The following is a 16,516-nucleotide window of genomic DNA, read 5'->3' as shown; positions in this document are numbered from 1 at the left end:
GGTTCGATGGAGGCGAAAGACGGACTCCTTGGCAGGCAAGTTACTGGGTGCCGGTCCGTCGCCGAACACCTACCACCGTGACCGGGGCTACACGCGGAACCGCGCCGAGCCCGCGTGTCGGCGGGCGCTGCTAGTGTCGGTCGAGTTCTGACACGGGGTGTCTCGCGACCGCGAGGCTGAGAACAGACCCGCCGAACCTGTTCAGGTAATGCTGACGAAGGGATGTCACGGTGTTGCACGCCCACACCACGAAGACAGACTTGTTCACCGACCACCTGTGGGACCGGACCAAGGTCCTGCGCGGTGCGATCGACGACTTGGAATTCCTGCGGCACCTCGGCGAGGGCACTTTGCCGCTCGAGGTGTTCCGCACTTACATCGAACAGGATTCGCTGTATCTCACCGGGTACTCGAAGGCGCTGGCGATTCTCGCCGCGAAGTCGCCTGACCCGCAGACCGCGGCTTTCTGGGCGACCTCGTCCGCGAACGCCGCCGCTGTCGAGTCGGCCATGCACGATCAGATGCTCACCGGTGGCGCGCTGCCTCCGCGGCAGGGCGAGCCGGAGCATTCGCAGACCTGCCTCGCCTATGTCTCCTTCCTGATCGCCGCCGCCGCGACGGAGTCCTACGCCGTCGCCGCGGCGGCCGCGCTGCCCTGTTTCTGGATCTACGCCGAAGTGGGGCGCGACCTGGCCGCGAGCGCCGCGAAGGTGATCGCCGCCGACTCCGCCCACCCGTACGCCCAGTGGGTCACCACCTACGGCGCAGCGGAGTTCCAGCAGTCCGCGGCCACGGCCCGATCGCTGGTCGACGCCGCTGCCGAGTCGGCGAGCGAGCGCGAGCGGGCAGCGATGGAGAAGGCTTTCATCCTCGCTGTGCGCTACGAGTTGATGTTCTGGGACACCGCCCTGCACCCGCAGCCCTGGCCTGCCGCATGAGCGCGCGTCTTCGCCGCGGGCTCGCGGTCATGGCAACCGTCGTCGCGACCCTGTCGCTGCTCACCGCCTGTGGTTCGGGCGGCGGTTCCGATCAGACCATCCGGTTCGCGCTGGACTGGACGCCGAATACCAACCACGTCGGGCTCTACGTCGCGTTGCAGCGCGGCTACTTCGCCGACGCCGGTCTGGATGTACAGGTCCTGCCGTACAACAACACCTCGGTCGACACGATGGTCGATGCCGGAAACGCGGAATTCGGGATCAGCACCCACAATTCGTCGACCTTCGCCCGCGCCTCGGGTGCGCAGGTCAAGTCGGTGCTCGCCCCGCTGCAGCACTGGGCCACGGGCATCGGCGTGCGCGCCGACCGCGCCGACCTCGCCAGACCGAAGGACCTCGACGGCAAGACCTACGCCGGCTTCGGCGACCCGGGCGAGCGGGAGGCACTGCAGCAGGTCATCCGCAACGACGGCGGCACCGGGGATTTCACCTCGGTGATGCTGGGTTCGTCGGCCTATGAAGCGGTCTACTCCGGCAAGGCGGACTTCACCGTCTCGTATCTGGCGTGGGAAGGGATCGAGGCCGAACACCACGGCACCCCGATGCGGTACTTCCGGTACACCGATTTCGGGTTCCCGGACTCGTACGCGATCGTGATCGATGCCAACGAGGGCTGGCTGGCCGAGAACCCCGACCGTGCCGCGAAATTCGTGCAGGCGCTGCAACGCGGATACCAGTTCGCCGCGGACAATCCGGACGCGGCCGCCCAGGATCTCATCAATGCCAATCCGGGCGCGTTCAACGATGAGGCGCTGGTCTTCGAGAGCCAGCGCATGCTGGCCGCGCAGTTCATGAAGGACGCCGGCGGCAAGGTGGGCACCCAGACGGTGCAGCAATGGTCGGCGAACTCCGGCTTCCTGTATCGGGGCGGTCTGCTGACCGGCTCGGATGGAAAGCCGCTGACCACCGAACCCGACTGGTCGACCTATTTCACCAATGAGTACCTCGCCACCCCGTGAGCTGTCCGTAGCCTCGTCGCCGCTGGTGCCCACCGGCGACGACGGCGGGACGGCTCGCTGGGCGGGGATCCGATGGGCGGTGCCGTCGTTGGTCACGGTGGCGGTGCTCGTCGCGATCTGGCAGGTCTACGTCACGAGTAGCGGTGTCCGTCCGCAGGTGCTGCCGTCACCGCTGCGGGTCGTCCAGCAGGGGTGGGCACACCGGGACGAGATCATCTCGCATGCGGCCGCCACCTTGCAGGTGACGCTTGTCGGGTTCGCGGTGTCGCTGACGCTGGCGTGGGTGCTGGCGGTGATCGTGGACTTCTCGCCCTGGCTGCGGCGTGCGTTGGTGCCGCTGTTCGTCGCGTCGCAGACCGTGCCGATCGTCGCGATCGCACCGTTGATGATCATCTGGTTCGGGTTCGGTCTCCTGCCGAAGGTCCTGGTGGTCGCGCTGGTGACGTTCTTCCCGATGGCCATCGGCCTGATCGAAGGTTTCGCCGCGGCCGACCGTGACGCGGGCGCGCTGCTGCGGAGTATGGGCGCCTCCCGGCTGCAGGTGTTCCGTTATGTGCGACTGCCGTCCGCGCTGCCGCGGTTCTTCACGGCGCTGCGGATCGGCATCACCTACGCGGTCGTCGGCGCGGTATTCGCCGAGTATGTCGGCGCGAGCGTCGGCCTCGGCATCTATATGAGCCTGCAGAAGAACTCGTTCCGCACCGACCTGGTCTTGGCGGCGGTGCTGGTCACGGCGCTGCTGAGCATCACGCTGTACCTGTCGACGTTCGTGATCGAACGCCTCGTCGCGCCGTGGTCGCGCGAGCAGAACAGGAGCCGACGTGACTGACGCCGGGGACGACCGCATCGTCGTCGATCACCTCACCAAGTCGTTCCCGCAGCCCGGCCGGCACAGCCCGGACCTCGCGGTACTGGGCGGGATTTCGTTCACCGTCCGAGCGGGCGAGTTCGTCACCGTCATCGGGCCGAGTGGTTGCGGCAAGAGCACCGTGTTCAACATGCTGGCCGGACCCGAATCCCCCGACTCCGGCAGCGTCGGCTTCCGCGCGGCCGACGGCGAGGACACCGCCGCGCACTGCGCCTACATGCCGCAGAAGGACCTGCTGTTCCCCTGGCGAACCGTCCTCGACAACACCATCCTCGGCCTGCGGGTACAGGGTGTTCCGAAGACGGAGGCCCGGCGCCGCGCCCGCGAACTGTTCCCGGTTTTCGGCCTGTCCGGTTTCGAGAACGCCCGCCCGTCGCAGCTGTCGGGCGGGATGCGACAGCGAACCGCACTGCTGCGGACCGTCGTCCAGGAGCGTGAACTGTTGCTGCTCGACGAACCCTTCGGCGCGCTCGACTCACTGACTCGCACCGAGATGCAGTCGTGGTTGCAAGAGGTCTGGCAGCGCTACCGCTGGATGGTCCTGATGATCACCCACGACGTCCGTGAGGCGGTGTACCTGTCGGACCGGGTGATCGTCCTGTCGGCGCGCCCGGCCACCGTGCGCCACGAACTGCGCATCGACCTGCCGCGGCCGCGGGGGTTGTCCACAATCACCGCCCCGGAATTCGTCGCGCTGGAAGAGGAACTTCTCGCGATCCTGCACGAAGAGTCTCGTCGGGCGTTCACGGAACAGCGGTAGCTCGCGCGACGCCGAACTGTTGTGCCGAAGCGGCGAACAGCGATTGGCCGCCGTTTCCCTGGGTAGGCGCACCCTATGGGCTCGTCGTACCGCGCCGGGCGAAAGACCACCGCCATAACCGTGACAGGAGACCAGCGCCGATGATCGATAGGCACAGTATCGCCGAACTGCCGACCACCGCTGTCCGCACCGCCTTCCAGACGGGGGCGCGGATTCGGCACGCACGGGTGTTCCACCCCCGCGGCATCCGCCTCGCGGGCCGGTTCCATGCCACCAGCAACTATGTGCCGTGGTTCGGTCCCGGCGACCGAGCGGTCATCGCCCGGGTGTCGAAAGGCGTCGGCAGTCCCGGCGGGGTACCCGATGTCCTCGGGCTGGCGTTCCGGGTACTCGATCGCGACGAGCGTCCCTGGGACTTCGCGCTGGCAACGACCGGCACCAGCACGCTGGGCCGGTTCGTCATCACCCCCGCCCGCGCCTGGTCCAGCGCCCGTTTCGGCACCCTCCTGCCCTACCGATTCGCCGACGCGTCACCGGTCTGGCTGTTCGCCGAACCGCTCGACACCGACGACCTGCCGAATACGGCGTCCTTGCGAGCCCTCGACGATCACCTCGACGACCAGGTGATCCGATTCTCGCTCGTCGCCGATGGGATCGGCCGCCCACCCGAGATCGTCGGCGAACTCGACCTGCGGCGAGCCGAGCCCGGCGAACACCGCACCGACTTCTTCGATCCGATCCTCAACCGACCTGCCGACGTCACGATGATCCCCCAGGCAGTGAACTGGCTGCGCGAAAGTGCCTACACCGGCAGCCGCCGCGGCCGCACCGACGACAGCGCCCAGCCCGCGACCTGATATCTCGCAGGACGATCTCCGATTCGGCTCCCGAGACGCGGGCATTCGACCGGTGAACCACCTCGTGTTCCCGGATGAAAGAGAGCCCGATGCTCATGAGACGAGCCCGCCGTCGCGTCCACCCCGTGGGTCGCGTCGCCTTGTTGGGCGTTCTCCTATCGGCGGGTGTCATTGCCTGCGCGACGACTACCGAATCGCGAGGCACCAACGGGGACACGGCGAACGGGCTGGTGATCGGTCCAGCCGCCGGTGCGCAGTTGTGCGACACGTTGTGGGCCGATCTCGCTAGCTGGCGCCAACAGGGCAGTGCCATCGCTCGCGTGAGGTTCAACGGTGTGGTCCACATCTGGGCACTGCGCAACGGTGCGATCAATATCGCCGTCGCCCGCGACCGCGACGCGATCGACGCTGTCACGCGCGACCAGTGCCCCAACGCACGCCAGCAGGTCACACAGATCATCGACACCGTGGATCTGGCCTCGGGACTCGTCGGATTCTGAATCGCGGGTGGGCACCGTGCGGCATCCAGCAGGTACCGCCGTGCCGATTCGTTGTGAAACCGGCTGGTACACAGACGAACTCGCGGACGGACCGGACCACCGTTTGACCCCTCGGAGACCGGGTAAGCGGCCGACGATCAGGAGGATATCTGGATGACGGACAGTGTTGCCGAGCGCGAGCCCGTGGCGCAGGACTGGTCGCAGGGCCCTTCGGCGCTGCGGTGGCGGTCGTGGTGGGGCGTGCTGCGCCGCACCGTGGCCGAGTTCATGGAAGACAATGTGACCGATTGGGCCGCTGCGCTCACCTACTACAGCGTGATGTCGATTTTTCCCGGCATCATCGTACTCACCGCATTGCTCGGGCTGCTCGATCCCTCGGCGACCGACTCCTTCATCCAGACCATCGAGCAACTGGGCCCCGGTCCCGGCACCGAACTGCTCGTCGACGCCATCCGGGAGTTGCAGGGCTCCCGCTCGCTGGCGGGCCCACTGGCGATCGTCGGTGTGGTGACGGCGCTGTGGACGGCTTCCGGCTATATCGGGGCCTTCATCCGGGCCTCCAACACGGTCTATGACACCGAAGAGGGCCGCCCGATCTGGAAGACGCTGCCGCTGCGCGTCGGGCTGACCGCGGTGATGGTGCTGCTGATCGCGGTGTGCGTGGTCGGGGTGCTGTTCACCGGCCGCTTCGCCGAAGCGGCGGGTGAGTGGCTCGGCATCGGTTCGGTCGGTGTGCTGATCTGGGACATCGTCAAGTGGCCGGTACTCGCCGTGCTCGTCAGTCTCGGAGTCGCCCTGCTGTATTGGGCCGCGCCCAACGCGCAACAGCCGGGATTCCGGTGGCTCTCGCCCGGCAGCGTGCTCGCGGTGCTGGTGTGGATCGCCGCCTCGGTCGGCTTCACCCTTTACCTGGCCAATTTCGGTTCCTACAACAAGGTGTACGGCTCGCTGGCCGGTGCCGTCGCCTTCCTGGTGTGGCTGTGGCTCAGCAATGTCGCGGTGCTGCTCGGTGCCGAATTCGACGCCGAACTGGCTCGCGGCCGCCGCATCGAACAGGGCCAGCCACCCGACCACGAACCCGTCCTCCCCCCGCGAGACACACCCCAATAAGGAGGTAATGCCATGGCTGACACGCACACCGGACCACCCGATCGCTCGGTGGCCGAGCTGGTCGACGACGCCACCCAGCAGATCACCCGCCTGGTGCGCGACGAGATCGCGCTCGCCCGCGTCGAGATGCAGGACCGCACAAAGGGAATCGCACGCGGCGTCGGAATCGTCGGCGCCGGAGGACTCGTCGCCTTCTACGGCGGCATCGCCCTCACCGCCGCCGCTGTCTTCGCGCTCGCGCTCGTGCTGCCGAACTGGGCAGCCGCCCTGATAGTCGGCGCGGGGCTGGTCGTGGTCGGCGCGGGGCTGGGACTGCTCGGCAAAAAGAATGTCACCGAAGCCGCGCCGCCGGTGCCGAGGGAAGCGATGCAGAGCGTCAAGGAAGACATCGAGATCGTCAAGGACGGGAGTAAGCGATGAACGAGCCCAACGATCCGGAGGCACTGCGCCGGGACCGCGAACAGGCACGGCAGGAGCTCGGCGAGACCGTCGCCGAGTTGACCGACAAGCTGGACGTACCCGCACGCGCGAAGGACAAGGTCCACGACGCGGCCGACGCGGCCAAGGACCGGGTCACCGACGCGAAGTATCAGACACTGGCCGCCGCCGACCAGGCGCGGGACAAGGCAGAACAAGTGCAGGCTGTCGCCAAGGAGAAGGCCCGGCACGCGGCCGAGAAGGTCGAATCCTCAGTTCCTGAACCGGTGACCGAACGTAGCAAGCAGGCGGCTGAAGTGGCTCGCCGGAATCCGATTCCGGTGGCCGCGGCCGCGATCTCCGCCACGGCCCTGGTGTGGTGGCTGGCACGGCGGCGTCGGTCATGAAGACGCTGTATCGGCCTCTCGGCATGGCCGTCGGGGTGCTCGGCGGCATCGCCGCCGGGGCGGTGTTCAACCGGGTCTGGGGTGTGGTGGCCGGCGGCGAACAACCGCCATCGGCGACTGCTCGCGACCGCACCTGGCGTGAGGTTCTGCTCGCCGCCGCACTGCAGGGCGCGGTCTTCGGTCTGGTCAAGGCAGCCGTGGACCGTGCAGGCGCGACCGGCTACAAGTCACTGACCGGGACCTGGCCTACCGACTAGCTCGCCACCTGACCACAAGTCCCGTGGATTCGGTTTGGACCTGATGTGCTCGGGTATCTGCCGGTTTGCAGATCGAACCACAGACCGCCGCCGGGGACGGGATGGCCGAACTCCTGACCGGCCGGCGGGCGGTTGCCGGGGCCAGCGCGTCCCGTCCGGACGCTGACCCAGTCGACGGTCCCGGCAACCGCCAACCACCCGAGGTCCGATCGAACTCGGACTTTCGGCTTCGACCCAGATACGGCGACAATCGTCGCAGTCGAGGGCGCGGTCATGATGTCGATCTCAGATCGCAGGTTCGCTCGCCCGCGCCGACTGGTCGGCCTCACGCACGCATTGCCTGAACCGCTTTCGACCTGACTGACGAGGTCTCAATCCTCGCCGTGAGTCTCGGTACGTCGACCGGATTCGTCGTTCTCGGTGGTCAGTCCATGCTGCCCCTCGACCCCGATCACCGCCGCCACGTCGCCGTGTAGATGCCGTACGGCGGCGTCACCGTCGTTATCGGCGATCGCGATGTCCCGACGCCACTGAGCGACAATGTCCAGGCGGTCCATGAACTCCTCCTTCGACGATATGGTGAACGGCTCGCGGCCGACGGCCGCACCGTCGTGTTACCTCGAAATCCGCATCCCAAACAGCCGCGCCTGAGCGCCGTACTCCTGTTTGCGCTTTCGGGCCCCGGGTAGGCAGTCACTGTACGAGTTGCAGGGCCTCGAAGGCTTGCAGCTGTGACCGAATCCAGTCTGTGACGGCAAGACGCAGGCAGGCTGGGGAAGGAGTACCCGTTGAGCACGGTAGCCGCAACTGTCGATGTAGACGTCCCGATCCGTACGGCCTACAACCAGTGGACGCAGTTCGAAACCTTTCCGCAGTTCATGGAAGGAGTCGAGCAGGTCAGTCAGCTCGACGACCGCCACACCCACTGGCGCATCCACGTCGGCCCGTCGACACGAGAGTTCGACGCCACCATCACCGAACAGCACCCGGACGAGCGAGTCGCGTGGAAATCCGACAGCGGACCCGACCATGCCGGAGTCATCACATTCCACCGGCTCGACGACACCCATACCCGCGTCACGGCGCAGATGGATGTCGACCCACAGGGTTTCGTCGAAACCGCTGCCGACAAACTGGGCGTGCTCGAGCACCGAGTGAACGGTGACATGAAGCGCTTCAAGCAGTTCATCGAGAGCGAGGGTCACGCGACCGGTGCGTGGCGCGGCGACATCCCGCGCCCCGACGCTGGGATCTGACCCCTGACACGCTGACGGCAGCGGCCAGGACTCCCCTGTCCCCTATGCACGAACGGAACGCCCCGCACTCGGAAAGAGTGCGGGGCGTTCCGTTCGTGCTCGGCCGATCGAAGCCCAGCAGCACCAGGATCAGGTGTCGGAGCGCGGACCGGCGGTAGCGGCGAGGGCCGTGGCGAGGTCCCGGTGGATCGAAATCCACTCGGTCATGCCGGCGAGGTCGATCACGCGCGCGATGGTCGTGGCAGCACGCCCGTCGGCGAGATGCATTCCGATGCCGCGTCGGTCCAGATGCTGGGCTAGATCGGTGAGGACCATCACGGCACGTACCGACAGGAACGTGACCTCGTCCAAGTCGACGACGAGATGTCCGCCCTCGGCGGACTCGGGGACAGCGGACTCGAGCAGGCCGCGCCAGCGCGGGAGGGTATAGGCGTCGATCTCCCCGCGAGCATGGAGCACGATGACCTGCCCTGCGGATTCCGAGACGGCATCCAAGCGGCGGCAGAGATCGGCAGCCGGGTCGTCGGCTGCGGGCGAGCGGGTTTCGTCGGGACGATTGTTCAAAAGACTCGATTCTTCAGCACCATGGAGCAGTGCATTGCCAACAGTCCTGTGGGCTCAAGATCGGGCCGGCTACCTATTCCAGCACGCGGCCCGGCAAACCGCATGGCTCCGGAGCCATCCGGGCACCCAGTTGTTCGCTATCGGTCCTGAATCGCGGTGGTCCGCTTTCGTATTTCGTCTCTGCGACCCAAGCACCGTACCCCCGACACGCGGTGCGCCGAGGGCAAAACAGCGGGTGCGTCGCCAATTCCCGAGCCGGTAATATGGGGCGCGAGTAGCCATCGGGCGCGGTTGTCCGGCGCCCCGCCGTCTCCGCCGTGCCCCCGTCATCGTGTGTCCACGGAGGGAGCGTCGTGCAGAGCCTGAATTTCGAGAGCGACGACCTGGCGGTGACCGAGGAGTTCCTCAACAACGCCTACACCAGGGTGCAGATCAGCAATCACGGCCCGCACCAAGTACGTACTCGGATTCGTCGCGAAGTGCTCGGTTCGATCAACTTCGACCAGCTCGAGCTGGGTTTCGACATGGCCTACGACGCCGACCCGCTGGGCCGGGTCTGCCTCGTCACCGTGCACAGCGGCCGGATCGACGAGAACTATCACGATGACGGCCCCGACACCTTCACCCCCGGGCAGACAGGCCTGCTCACCCCCCACGACCTGCCCTACTCGGGCGTCATCCGAACCAGCCGCTACGACATCACCATGTTCGACCCCGCGATCCTGGACCGCGTCGCCACCGCCGACGGCGGGGAACGAGTGCGGGTAGACGGGCACCGACCGGTCACGGTCGCGGCCGGAAACCGGCTGCGACGGGTGATCACCCATCTGCAGCAGATCGCCGCCGACCCCGACGCAGCGAACAGCCCGCTCACCGTCACGGCGGCCTCGGACTATCTCGCCGCGACAGTGCTGGCCACCATGCCGACGACCGCCGAGAACGAGCCGAACGCCACCGATCGGCACGACGCTCACCCCCACACCGTGCGCCGCGCCATCGCCTATATGGAGTCGCATCTGGGTGAAAGGATCGCGATCACCGATATCGCGGCGGCGACCTTTGTCACTCCGCGCGCCCTGCAACTGGCCTTTCGTCGTCATCTGGACACGACGCCGCTCGAATACCTGCAGCAACTGCGGCTGGCGGCGGCACACGAACAACTCGGCGCCGCGCTGCCGGGTGACGGCCAGACTGTCGCGACCATCGCCTACCGGTGGGGCTTCACCCATCCCGGCCGCTTCGCCACGGCCTACCGCCACCGCTACGGTCAACCACCGAGGCAGACCCTGCGCGAATGAGCGCTGCGAAGGTCTAGGGCCGTCTCAGGCCCGAGCGAACCGCATATCCACCACGGTGCCCGCCGCCGATGTACTGACCTCGAATTCACTGCTGAGGGCACGCATGATGCCCATCCCACGCCCACGTGACTGATCGGTGTCCGGGTCGGGTGTCAACCAGCTCCCCCCGTCGGTCACGACGGTGTGGACGTGGGTCTCGGTGAGCGCGGCGGTAACGCGCACTGTGCCGCCGTCGCCACGGTGACCGTGCTCGACGGCGTTGGTACACGCTTCACCGACGGCGAGCACGATGTCGTAGGCCGCGTTCGGGTCGACCGGCACCTCCGCCAGCCACGCCTGCAGCGCGTGACGTACTTCGGCCAACCGCGCGGCGTCTGCCGAGAAATCGATCTCGAACGGCTTCACGGCGCTGTCCTGCCGAGATGGGTGCGTCGTCACCTGATGCCTCCCTCTTCATCTCGACGTCCAACGAATCCGCGAGAACCCCCGCGCCATTGGCAGTACCCGTGCAGTACTCGGGTATGCCACTTCCGGGCGTGAGAATGCCCTCTCACCGCGGCCCGGCGGATACGTCCGAGCCAGGGTACCCCGGTGCTGCGCAACGGTTTGTGGCCCGAGTGGATGGGGTAGGTTGCTGGGGCAAGAATCGCTCGCACATTCGCCGACCCGGCGAAGCTAGAGGTAAGAGGTAGAAAAGTGGCGAATCGCAACCGGGGAGACCTTCGGTGAGTGTTGAAGGCGGCTTCCGAGACCTCGACGTGCAGACACGGGCACAAGACGACTTCGAAATCCTTACCGTTCGTGGTGAGGTGGATATGGCCTCGGCGCCCCAGCTGCAAGCGGTGCTGGAGAAGGCCCAGCAGGGCGGCAAGACGCTGGTGGTCGATATGACCCAGGTCGGCTTCCTCGGCTCGGCCGGGCTCAGCGCGTTGCTGGTCGTGTCCAAGGCCGCGCCCTATCAGCTGCGCGTGGTCGCCTCCCGCGAGGTCGCGCGACCGATCGAACTGACCGGGCTCGACAAGCTGCTCGCGGTCTACGGCACCCTGGAGGCGGCGATCGCCGCCGAGCCGAACGCGCACTAGGTCCGAGGTCGCGGCTCCCGCACTCGCGGGAGCCGCACGACCTGCACGAAGAACTCATCGATCTGCCTGATCGCGGCGATGAACTGGTCGAGATCCACCGGCTTGGTGACGTAGGCGTTCGCGTGCAGTTTGTAACTGCGCAGAATGTCTTCCTCGGCCGCCGATGTGGTGAGCACGACCACGGGGATGTGCGACAGCTCCGGATCGGCCTTGATCTTCTCCAGCACCTGCCTGCCGTCGTACTTGGGTAGGTTCAGGTCCAGCAGGATCAGATCCGGCCGTGGAGCGTCGACGTGCGCGCCGGTGCGATAGATGAAGTCCAGCGCCTCCTGGCCGTCCCTGACCACGTGCAGCGTGTTGCCGATCTTGTTGTCCTCGAAGGCTTCCCGCGTCATCAGTTCGTCGCCGGGGTCGTCTTCGACGAGCAGGATGTCGACCGGCTGGCCGGGATCGGTCATGCGAATACCTCGTTCTCGATGGATACAGCGGTGGTCGCGGGCGCGGCCGCCCGCAGGGTGAAGCACAGGCGGGTGCCGTCACGATAGTCGGTATCGAGCCAGATCCGGCCGCCGTGGAATTCCACGATCTTCTTGCACACGGCCAGTCCGATCCCGGTGCCGCCGTAGGCATCTCGCGGATGTAGGCGCTGGAAGATGACGAAGACCTTCTCCGCGAATTCGGCTGCGACGCCGATCCCGTTGTCCGACACCGAGAACTCCCATTCCTCGGCGTCGTCGGCGTTGGGCGCACACGTCACCCGGACCACAGGAGTCAGGTCGGGCTTGCGGAATTTGATCGCGTTGCCGATGAGGTTCTGCCACAGCATGGCCAACAGGGTCGGTTCCCCGACGAGCTCCGGCAGTGCCTCCGGGCGCTCGATCACGGCCTCGGATTCCTCGATGGTCGCCGACAACGCGGCCACCGCCTCGTCCAGGGTCTGATCGAGGCCCACCGGCTCGGTGCCCTCCGACATCCGGCCGACGCGGGAGAAGGTGAGCAGGTCGTTGATCAGCACCTGCATGCGTTTGGCGCCGTCGACGGCGAAATCGATGTACTGCTTGCCGCGATCGTCGAGTTGGTCGCCGTAGCGCTTCTCGAGCAGCTGGCAGAACGAGGCCACCTTGCGCAGCGGCTCCTGCAGATCATGGGACGCGACGTAGGCGAACTGCTCCAATTCGGTGTTGGATCGGCGCAGTTCCTCGGCCTGGACGTCGAGATCCTGCTTCTGTCGCAGCAACACCGCTTCCTGGATGCGTGTGGAGTCGAGCTCGGCGACGATGTGGTGACGCATGTTCTCCACCGCCTCGCACACCAACGCGATATCGGAAGGGCCGACGGCATCGATATGCGCGTCGAACTCCCCCGCGGCCACCCGCCGCGACGACTCGGTGAGATAGCCGAGCGGCCGAACCACCAGGCGCCGAACCAGAACGGTGAGCAGCACCCCGGTCAGCAGGAAGACAGCGACGATGCCCGACAGCACGATGTTGCGCGTGGTGCGCGCGCTCGCCAGCTCGGCGGAGTCGCTGTCGACGACCGCGGTGAGATGCTCGTTCTGCACCGCGAAGGTACCGCGCACGGCGTCGAAGAGCGCCTTTCTGCGCACCGCTCCCGTGGCGGCGTCGAGACCGGTGCCCGCCCGAGGCGACACCGCCCCGGTACCCGGATCGGTGAAGTCGGCCTGCCACCGCTGGGCGGCGAGGTCGACCGCGGCGAGGTCGGCGACCAATCCTGGATGGCCGCCGAGCAGCTCCCGCAAGCGGTTCGCGGCGCGGGTCTGCTCCTGCCGCCCTCGGTCGTAGGGCTCGAGGAACTGCGGGTCGGCGGTGATGGCGTAGCCGCGGATGCCGGTCTCCTGATTCAGCAGCGCACCCTGCAGCCGATGGGCTTCGGTGGCCGCGGGCAGAGTTTCGGAGAGCAGACGATCGGTGACCCGGCCGGTGTGCGCGATGACCTGCGCGCCCGCCGCGGCACCGAAGATCACCACCAAAATCATCAGCACGAACACTAGCTGGAACCAGCCCTGTGCCGTCATCTTGCGGACCGACCCGGACCGGGTGGATGTACTACTCGTCACGTCGTCCGCCTCATCGCATCACTCCACCGCAAATACAGGATGGCCACATCGTCATCCAAACCGCCGGCCGCCGAAGACAGCTCCGCGACCTGTCCGATCAGCGCGTCGACGAAGGTCTCGGGCTGCTCGGTGGGCAGTGTCTGTGCCAGTTCGAACAATCCGTCTTCGCCGAGGCGGGTGCTGCCGTCGCCGACACGTCCTTCGAACAAGCCATCGGTGAACAGCATCAGCCCCGCGTCGTCCGCGAGTGCCACCTCGTGCGCCGGCCACTGCGCGTAGCCCGGGACGAAACCGAGGGCCGGTCCGCCCGGCACCTCGATCCAGCTCAGTCCGGTACCGGTGCACCGCAGCATGCCGGGGTGTCCCGCGCGGCGTACCGACACCTCTCGGGTCGCCGGGTCGAGTACCAAGCTGGTTGCGGTGGCGAAGGTTTGCTGATCGGCGCGTTCGGCGAGCAGCACTTCCTCGAGCAGGTTCAGTTGCCTGGCACCGGTGACGCCGCTGAGCACCAGCGTGCGCCACGCCAGTCGTAAGGCGACCCCGGTCGCCGCGGCATCGGGACCGTGGCCTGAGACGTCACCGATGATGGCGTGCACGACGCCGGTCGGGTCCTGGACCACGTCGTAGAAATCACCGCCGAGCAGTGAGTGGTCACGACCGGGTCGATACCGCGACACCACCTCGACTGCGGGGTCGGCGCCCAGCAGCGGAGTCGGCAACAGTCCGCGTTCCAGCCGGGAGTTCTCCTGCGCCCGCATCTGACTGGCCTGCAGGGCCGCGCTGGTGAGTTCGGCCTGTTTGCGCTGGATCGCGTAACGCACTGCGCGCCCGAACAATTCCGGGTCGACTCGACCCTTGACCAGGTAGTCCTGCGCGCCGGAGGCCAACGCGAACAGCCCGGTGCGCTCTTGGTCGAGTCCGGTCATCACCACGACAGGGACCTGGTCGTTGCGAACGCGAATCCCGGCCAGCGCCTCGAGTCCGTCCGCGTCGGGGAGATGCAGATCGAGCAGCACACAATCGGGGACGTCGGTGCGTAGGCGCTCGCCTGCCTCGGTCAGGGTGCGTACCCAATCCAGGTGTGGGCGCGGAGACAGGTCCGCGACCATCTCCTCTACCAGCAAAGCGTCGCCGGGATCGTCCTCGACCAGCAGTATGTGGAGTTGGCGCCGCGATCCGGGCCCGGCCGCGAAGAGATCGGCGTTCAACGCGTCACTGCGCACCACAACCACCGCCGGCACAGCCGAGAGTCGCCTGCTCGCACCACATCAGACCTACCCCTCCCCACCTGGACAGCACAGAACCCAGGGTGTGCACGAAAGCCTCCGATCACAGGCGCCCACTGCGCGAACTGACTCCGCCGGCCGGTTGCTGGACCGAAAGTAGTACCGGGGATGCTATCCGATCGCGCCGACACCCATGCCCGCGCGGGATTCCCCGCCCGGCTGCGGTAATTCGACTGGATCAGACGAGGCCCTCGACCTCGGCCACCGAGGGTGGGACCCGGGTCGACGCCGCGAACACGTCGATGAGCAGGTCATCGTCCTCGTAGTGGGCCGAGGCCGACAGGCCCGTGGTCTGGCGGGCGATCGCGTGGACGTCGTCGCCGGTCAGCGGGTAATCCGCCACGACGTGGCGCCAGTGCGCGCACAGCAGGGTGCCCCCCGGCTCGAGGTGCGTCACGGCTTGCTCGAAGACGTCGCGCAGACTCGCGGCGTCGAGGTAATAGCAGACTTCACTCAAGACGATGAGATCGAAATCCTCTGCCTCCCAGGGCTGCCCCAGACCCCACAGCCGGAACTCCACCGGTACGTCGACCAGACGCAATCGCGCGGCGTCGAGTGCACGCTCAGCGATATCGGTACCCACCAGATGATCGCAGCGACCGGCGAGCTCCTCGGTGAGCACACCGATGGAGCAGCCGGGCTCGAACCCTCTTCGATAGTGCGCCTTCGGCAACATCGCCATGGTCAACGCACGTTTGCGCTGCTCGTACCAGCGGGTGGTGAAGCGCCACGGGTCGTCGTCGTGGGCGTACATCCGATCGAAATAGCCCGGCGGCATGGGTGTTTCGCTCACTGGAAGAAGACCTCGTCCGGTGCGGTGAAGCGCTGGAGGACATGCGCGGGCAGGACGGGACGATCCGCCGGATGATCCGACAGCGGGCGGATCTGAGTGCGATGCTGCGCCATCGCCCGCGCCTTGGCCGCGACCGCCGACGGCGACAGCGGTAGTGCGAGGGCATTCTCCGAGGTCACTCTCGGATGCTCCGGACTGCCCCAGTGCCACATCCACACCGGGTACTCGAGCAGCTCGGTCGCGGTGTCGGCGCAGGCCGCGGCGGCGGCTCGGCCGACAGCTTCGTGGTCGGGGTGACCGTCGTGGCGCCAGGTGGCCGCGCACCGCACTCCTGGTCCACCGAGGTGGGACAGGACATAGGTGAGCAGATCAGTGAGCTCGGTCTCCTGCTCCGCGAGACCGCCGTCGCGCATACCGAGCCGCATCGGCGCTCCGGTAGCGAGTTCGTAGGCCGCGTTCTGCGATTCCTCGATACGCAGAGCGGCCAGCTCGGCAGGGGTGTGGGTGGGTGAGCCCGGATGCGAGGCCTCACCGTCGGTGACCGCGATCAGCGTGACCGGGATGTCGGCGGATCGCAGCTGCGCGATGAGCCCGCCCGCTCCGAGCACCTCGTCGTCGGGATGCGGCGCGACCACGACGAGGTGCTGCCAGCCGTGGATCGGGAGTTCGGGTCGACTCGCCCGCCACCGCGCCCAGACACCTTCGTCCGCACCGGGACCTTGCGTATCGATCAGCGGCCGGGTAACCATGAGAACTCCTTTTCCGCCTGGTCACGGCCGAGGGCGGCCAGATCGCGTTCGGCATGACTCTGGCGCAGGTACACGGTCAGGTCCGCGACCCGGCGGGCATGGGCGCTGTCGCCGCACAGCGGTCCCGCGCCGAGCGCGCGCCCGACCCGGTCCAAGGTTTCGGTCGACGCCTGCTCGACCACCGCACGCACAGTCCGGGCCCGGACTCGACCGTCACCGGCGGTGTCTCGCGGATCGGCGTCGATCGCGTGCGCGGCGGCGGAAAGGCTGGTGCGCGC

21 protein-coding genes, 1 pseudogene and 1 riboswitch are annotated in these 16,516 nt (G+C 67.2%); of the genes and pseudogenes, 13 read left to right on the top strand and 9 right to left on the bottom strand.

The genetic code is table 11. The features are described 5' to 3' along the window. Positions 1 to 143 precede the first annotated feature (143 nt). Positions 144 to 240, top strand: a riboswitch (TPP riboswitch). From NS1_RS27855 to NS1_RS27810, 10 genes are all read left to right on the top strand, one after another. Then, positions 231 to 938, top strand: coding sequence for a TenA family protein (locus NS1_RS27855; RefSeq protein ID WP_062989412.1), 708 nt, complete (start codon positions 231 to 233; stop codon positions 936 to 938). (Overlaps the previous riboswitch by 10 nt.) Beyond that, the gene (locus NS1_RS27850) at positions 935 to 1,957 is read left to right on the top strand and encodes an ABC transporter substrate-binding protein (RefSeq protein ID WP_062989211.1); all 1,023 of its coding nucleotides are present in this window, start codon (positions 935 to 937) and stop codon (positions 1,955 to 1,957) included. The genes NS1_RS27855 and NS1_RS27850 overlap by 4 nt, the downstream gene beginning before the upstream one ends. Next, positions 1,935 to 2,786: an ABC transporter permease gene (locus NS1_RS27845; protein ID WP_255284719.1), complete on the top strand. Its 852-nt coding sequence runs from the start codon at positions 1,935 to 1,937 to the stop codon at positions 2,784 to 2,786. The genes NS1_RS27850 and NS1_RS27845 overlap by 23 nt, the downstream gene beginning before the upstream one ends. Then, positions 2,779 to 3,585, top strand: a complete 807-nt coding sequence (locus NS1_RS27840; protein ID WP_062989209.1) for an ABC transporter ATP-binding protein — start codon at positions 2,779 to 2,781, stop codon at positions 3,583 to 3,585. The genes NS1_RS27845 and NS1_RS27840 overlap by 8 nt, the downstream gene beginning before the upstream one ends. Before the next feature lie 140 nt (positions 3,586 to 3,725). Then, the gene (locus tag NS1_RS27835; protein ID WP_063816292.1) at positions 3,726 to 4,442 is read left to right on the top strand and encodes a hypothetical protein; all 717 of its coding nucleotides are present in this window, start codon (positions 3,726 to 3,728) and stop codon (positions 4,440 to 4,442) included. A 320-nt stretch (positions 4,443 to 4,762) separates the two neighbouring features. Then, positions 4,763 to 4,942, top strand: coding sequence for a hypothetical protein (locus NS1_RS40325; RefSeq protein ID WP_131816831.1), 180 nt, complete (start codon positions 4,763 to 4,765; stop codon positions 4,940 to 4,942). 153 nt (positions 4,943 to 5,095) lie between these two features. Next, a complete protein-coding gene (locus tag NS1_RS27825; RefSeq protein ID WP_062989205.1) occupies positions 5,096 to 6,052 on the top strand; it encodes a YihY/virulence factor BrkB family protein in 957 nt (318 codons plus the stop codon). Positions 6,053 to 6,064: 12 nt separating this feature from the next. Continuing rightward, positions 6,065 to 6,472, top strand: coding sequence for a phage holin family protein (locus tag NS1_RS27820; RefSeq protein WP_062989203.1), 408 nt, complete (start codon positions 6,065 to 6,067; stop codon positions 6,470 to 6,472). Further along, positions 6,469 to 6,876: a DUF3618 domain-containing protein gene (locus NS1_RS27815; protein WP_062989201.1), complete on the top strand. Its 408-nt coding sequence runs from the start codon at positions 6,469 to 6,471 to the stop codon at positions 6,874 to 6,876. Before NS1_RS27820 ends, NS1_RS27815 begins: the two co-directional genes overlap by 4 nt. Beyond that, positions 6,873 to 7,133, top strand: a complete 261-nt coding sequence (locus NS1_RS27810) for a DUF4235 domain-containing protein (protein ID WP_062989199.1) — start codon at positions 6,873 to 6,875, stop codon at positions 7,131 to 7,133. The genes NS1_RS27815 and NS1_RS27810 overlap by 4 nt, the downstream gene beginning before the upstream one ends. Before the next feature lie 371 nt (positions 7,134 to 7,504). Here NS1_RS27810 and NS1_RS27805 read toward each other — a convergent pair whose 3' ends face one another. Continuing rightward, positions 7,505 to 7,690: a hypothetical protein gene (locus NS1_RS27805; RefSeq protein ID WP_062989198.1), complete on the bottom strand. Its 186-nt coding sequence runs from the start codon at positions 7,688 to 7,690 to the stop codon at positions 7,505 to 7,507. Between the two features lie 231 nt (positions 7,691 to 7,921). On the opposite strand from NS1_RS27805, the gene NS1_RS27800 reads away from it, so the two are divergent. Then, positions 7,922 to 8,389 (top strand): SRPBCC family protein, encoded by a 468-nt coding sequence (locus NS1_RS27800; protein ID WP_056809517.1) that lies wholly within the window; start codon positions 7,922 to 7,924, stop codon positions 8,387 to 8,389. A gap of 129 nt (positions 8,390 to 8,518) precedes the next feature. On the opposite strand, the gene NS1_RS27795 is transcribed toward NS1_RS27800, so the two are convergent. Beyond that, complete coding sequence (locus NS1_RS27795) at positions 8,519 to 8,953, bottom strand: STAS domain-containing protein (protein ID WP_062989196.1); 435 nt, start codon at positions 8,951 to 8,953, stop codon at positions 8,519 to 8,521. 353 nt (positions 8,954 to 9,306) lie between these two features. On the opposite strand from NS1_RS27795, the gene NS1_RS27790 reads away from it, so the two are divergent. Continuing rightward, positions 9,307 to 10,251 carry an AraC family transcriptional regulator gene (locus tag NS1_RS27790; RefSeq protein ID WP_062989194.1) on the top strand — a complete coding sequence of 315 codons (945 nt, stop codon included), beginning with the start codon at positions 9,307 to 9,309 and terminating at the stop codon, positions 10,249 to 10,251. Between the two features lie 24 nt (positions 10,252 to 10,275). On the opposite strand, the gene NS1_RS27785 is transcribed toward NS1_RS27790, so the two are convergent. Further along, a complete protein-coding gene (locus NS1_RS27785; protein WP_084504531.1) occupies positions 10,276 to 10,689 on the bottom strand; it encodes an ATP-binding protein in 414 nt (137 codons plus the stop codon). Positions 10,690 to 10,976: 287 nt separating this feature from the next. Here NS1_RS27785 and NS1_RS27780 point away from each other — a divergent pair, with 287 nt between their 5' ends. Further along, on the top strand, positions 10,977 to 11,333 hold the full coding sequence (locus tag NS1_RS27780) for an STAS domain-containing protein (RefSeq protein ID WP_056809524.1): 357 nt from the start codon (positions 10,977 to 10,979) through the stop codon (positions 11,331 to 11,333). On the opposite strand, the gene NS1_RS27775 is transcribed toward NS1_RS27780, so the two are convergent. The 6 genes and pseudogenes from NS1_RS27775 to NS1_RS27750 form a co-directional block, all read right to left on the bottom strand. Next, complete coding sequence (locus NS1_RS27775) at positions 11,330 to 11,791, bottom strand: response regulator (RefSeq protein ID WP_062989190.1); 462 nt, start codon at positions 11,789 to 11,791, stop codon at positions 11,330 to 11,332. The two genes, NS1_RS27780 and NS1_RS27775, sit on opposite strands and share 4 nt — an antisense overlap. Then, entirely contained in the window at positions 11,788 to 13,410 is a 1,623-nt protein-coding gene (locus NS1_RS27770) for a sensor histidine kinase (protein ID WP_255284718.1), read from the bottom strand. The genes NS1_RS27775 and NS1_RS27770 overlap by 4 nt, the downstream gene beginning before the upstream one ends. Beyond that, on the bottom strand, positions 13,407 to 14,651 hold the full coding sequence (locus NS1_RS27765) for a PP2C family protein-serine/threonine phosphatase (protein ID WP_084504529.1): 1,245 nt from the start codon (positions 14,649 to 14,651) through the stop codon (positions 13,407 to 13,409). Before NS1_RS27765 ends, NS1_RS27770 begins: the two co-directional genes overlap by 4 nt. Before the next feature lie 223 nt (positions 14,652 to 14,874). Beyond that, complete coding sequence (locus NS1_RS27760; RefSeq protein ID WP_062989186.1) at positions 14,875 to 15,489, bottom strand: class I SAM-dependent DNA methyltransferase; 615 nt, start codon at positions 15,487 to 15,489, stop codon at positions 14,875 to 14,877. Next, positions 15,486 to 16,238: a PIG-L deacetylase family protein gene (locus tag NS1_RS27755; protein ID WP_063816291.1), complete on the bottom strand. Its 753-nt coding sequence runs from the start codon at positions 16,236 to 16,238 to the stop codon at positions 15,486 to 15,488. The genes NS1_RS27760 and NS1_RS27755 overlap by 4 nt, the downstream gene beginning before the upstream one ends. Beyond that, positions 16,220 to 16,516, bottom strand: a pseudogene (locus NS1_RS27750) (acyl-CoA dehydrogenase); the annotation flags it as partial. The gene NS1_RS27755 and the pseudogene NS1_RS27750, both read right to left, overlap by 19 nt.

It is taken from the genome of Nocardia salmonicida NBRC 13393, assembly GCF_001613085.1.
Classification (GTDB): domain Bacteria; phylum Actinomycetota; class Actinomycetes; order Mycobacteriales; family Mycobacteriaceae; genus Nocardia; species Nocardia salmonicida.
Note: the sequence above shows the minus strand (reverse complement) of the source record. Positions and strands in the feature narration are given on the sequence as shown.

What these genes read in the sequence shown, in the direction of transcription:
- NS1_RS27850 (WP_062989211.1), top strand. Translation starts at nt 935, where the DNA reads ATGAGCGCGCGTCTTCGCCGCGGGCTCGCGGTCATGGCAACCGTCGTC.
- NS1_RS27845 (WP_255284719.1), top strand. Translation starts at nt 1,935, where the DNA reads ATGAGTACCTCGCCACCCCGTGAGCTGTCCGTAGCCTCGTCGCCGCTG.
- NS1_RS27835 (WP_063816292.1), top strand. Translation starts at nt 3,726, where the DNA reads ATGATCGATAGGCACAGTATCGCCGAACTGCCGACCACCGCTGTCCGC.
- NS1_RS27825 (WP_062989205.1), top strand. Translation starts at nt 5,096, where the DNA reads ATGACGGACAGTGTTGCCGAGCGCGAGCCCGTGGCGCAGGACTGGTCG.
- NS1_RS27820 (WP_062989203.1), top strand. Translation starts at nt 6,065, where the DNA reads ATGGCTGACACGCACACCGGACCACCCGATCGCTCGGTGGCCGAGCTG.
- NS1_RS27815 (WP_062989201.1), top strand. Translation starts at nt 6,469, where the DNA reads ATGAACGAGCCCAACGATCCGGAGGCACTGCGCCGGGACCGCGAACAG.
- NS1_RS27810 (WP_062989199.1), top strand. Translation starts at nt 6,873, where the DNA reads ATGAAGACGCTGTATCGGCCTCTCGGCATGGCCGTCGGGGTGCTCGGC.
- NS1_RS27805 (WP_062989198.1), bottom strand. Translation starts at nt 7,690, where the DNA reads ATGGACCGCCTGGACATTGTCGCTCAGTGGCGTCGGGACATCGCGATC.
- NS1_RS27775 (WP_062989190.1), bottom strand. Translation starts at nt 11,791, where the DNA reads ATGACCGATCCCGGCCAGCCGGTCGACATCCTGCTCGTCGAAGACGAC.
- NS1_RS27755 (WP_063816291.1), bottom strand. Translation starts at nt 16,238, where the DNA reads ATGGTTACCCGGCCGCTGATCGATACGCAAGGTCCCGGTGCGGACGAA.